Below are 2,406 nucleotides of genomic sequence, written 5' to 3' on the forward strand. Positions count from 1 at the left end.
GATAGGGACCGAACTGTCTCACGACGTTCTGAACCCAGCTCGCGTACCGCTTTAATGGGCGAACAGCCCAACCCTTGGGACCGACTACAGCCCCAGGATGCGATGAGCCGACATCGAGGTGCCAAACCTCCCCGTCGATGTGGACTCTTGGGGGAGATAAGCCTGTTATCCCCGGGGTAGCTTTTATCCGTTGAGCGATGGCCCTTCCATGCGGAACCACCGGATCACTAAGCCCGACTTTCGTCCCTGCTCGACTTGTAGGTCTCGCAGTCAAGCTCCCTTGTGCCTTTACACTCTGCGAATGATTTCCAACCATTCTGAGGGAACCTTTGGGCGCCTCCGTTACCTTTTAGGAGGCGACCGCCCCAGTCAAACTGCCCACCTGACACTGTCTCCCTGCCCGATAAGGGCAGCGGGTTAGAAGGTCAATACAGCCAGGGTAGTATCCCACCGATGCCTCCACCGAAGCTGGCGCTCCGGTTTCCAAGGCTCCTACCTATCCTGTACAAACTGTACCAAAATTCAATATCAGGCTACAGTAAAGCTCCACGGGGTCTTTCCGTCCTGTCGCGGGTAACCTGCATCTTCACAGGTACTATAATTTCACCGAGTCTCTCGTTGAGACAGTGCCCAGATCGTTGCGCCTTTCGTGCGGGTCGGAACTTACCCGACAAGGAATTTCGCTACCTTAGGACCGTTATAGTTACGGCCGCCGTTTACTGGGGCTTCAATTCGCACCTTCGCTTACGCTAAGCGCTCCTCTTAACCTTCCAGCACCGGGCAGGCGTCAGCCCCTATACTTCGCCTTACGGCTTCGCAGAGACCTGTGTTTTTGCTAAACAGTCGCCTGGGCCTATTCACTGCGGCTCTCTCGGGCTTGCACCCTAACAGAGCACCCCTTCTCCCGAAGTTACGGGGTCATTTTGCCGAGTTCCTTAACGAGAGTTCTCTCGATCACCTTAGGATTCTCTCCTCGCCTACCTGTGTCGGTTTGCGGTACGGGCACCTCTCACCTCGCTAGAGGCTTTTCTTGGCAGTGTGGAATCAGGAACTTCGCTACTATAATTCGCTCGCCATCACAGCTCAGCCTTCACGGGAAACGGATTTGCCTATTTCCCAGCCTAACTGCTTGGACGCGGATATCCAATACCGCGCTTACCCTATCCTCCTGCGTCCCCCCATTGCTCAAATGGTGAGGAGGTGGTACAGGAATATCAACCTGTTATCCATCGCCTACGCCTTTCGGCCTCGGCTTAGGTCCCGACTAACCCTGAGCGGACGAGCCTTCCTCAGGAAACCTTAGGCATTCGGTGGAGGGGATTCTCACCCCTCTTTCGCTACTCATACCGGCATTCTCACTTCTAAGCGCTCCACAAGTCCTTCCGGTCTTGCTTCACAGCCCTTAGAACGCTCTCCTACCACTGTTCGAAGAACAGTCCGCAGCTTCGGTGATACGTTTAGCCCCGGTACATTTTCGGCGCAGAGTCACTCGACCAGTGAGCTATTACGCACTCTTTAAATGGTGGCTGCTTCTAAGCCAACATCCTGGTTGTCTAAGCAACTCCACATCCTTTTCCACTTAACGTATACTTTGGGACCTTAGCTGGCGGTCTGGGCTGTTTCCCTCTTGACTACGGATCTTATCACTCGCAGTCTGACTCCTAAGGATAAGTCATTGGCATTCGGAGTTTGACTGAATTCGGTAATCCGATGAGGACCCCTAGTTCAATCAGTGCTCTACCTCCAAGACTCTTACACTTAAGGCTAGCCCTAAAGCTATTTCGGGGAGAACCAGCTATCTCCAGGTTCGATTGGAATTTCTCCGCTACCCACACCTCATCCCCGCACTTTTCAACGTGCGTGGGTTCGGGCCTCCATTCAGTGTTACCTGAACTTCACCCTGGACATGGGTAGATCACCTGGTTTCGGGTCTACGACCACGTACTCAATTCGCCCTATTCAGACTCGCTTTCGCTGCGGCTCCGCATCTTCTGCTTAACCTTGCACGGGATCGTAACTCGCCGGTTCATTCTACAAAAGGCACGCCATCACCCGTTAACGGGCTCTGACTACTTGTAGGCACACGGTTTCAGGATCTCTTTCACTCCCCTTCCGGGGTGCTTTTCACCTTTCCCTCACGGTACTGGTTCACTATCGGTCACTAGGGAGTATTTAGCCTTGGGAGATGGTCCTCCCGGATTCCGACGGAATTTCACGTGTTCCGCCGTACTCAGGATCCACTCAGGAGAGAACGAAGTTTTGACTACAGGGCTGTTACCTCCTATGGCGGGCCTTTCCAGACCTCTTCATCTACCTCGTTCCTTTGTAACTCCGTACAGAGTGTCCTACAACCCCAAGAGGCAAGCCTCTTGGTTTGGGCTTGTTCCGTTTCGCTCGCCGCTACTC

Annotated in this window: 1 rRNA gene; it reads right to left on the reverse strand. The window is 53.7% G+C overall.

Features of this window, described 5'->3' with window-relative positions:
- Positions 1–2,406: ribosomal RNA gene (locus ACFWMZ_RS28190) — 23S ribosomal RNA — on the reverse strand; the annotation flags it as partial.

Source organism: Streptomyces sp. NPDC058373, from assembly GCF_042723275.1.
Classification (GTDB): Bacteria; Actinomycetota; Actinomycetes; order Streptomycetales; family Streptomycetaceae; genus Streptomyces.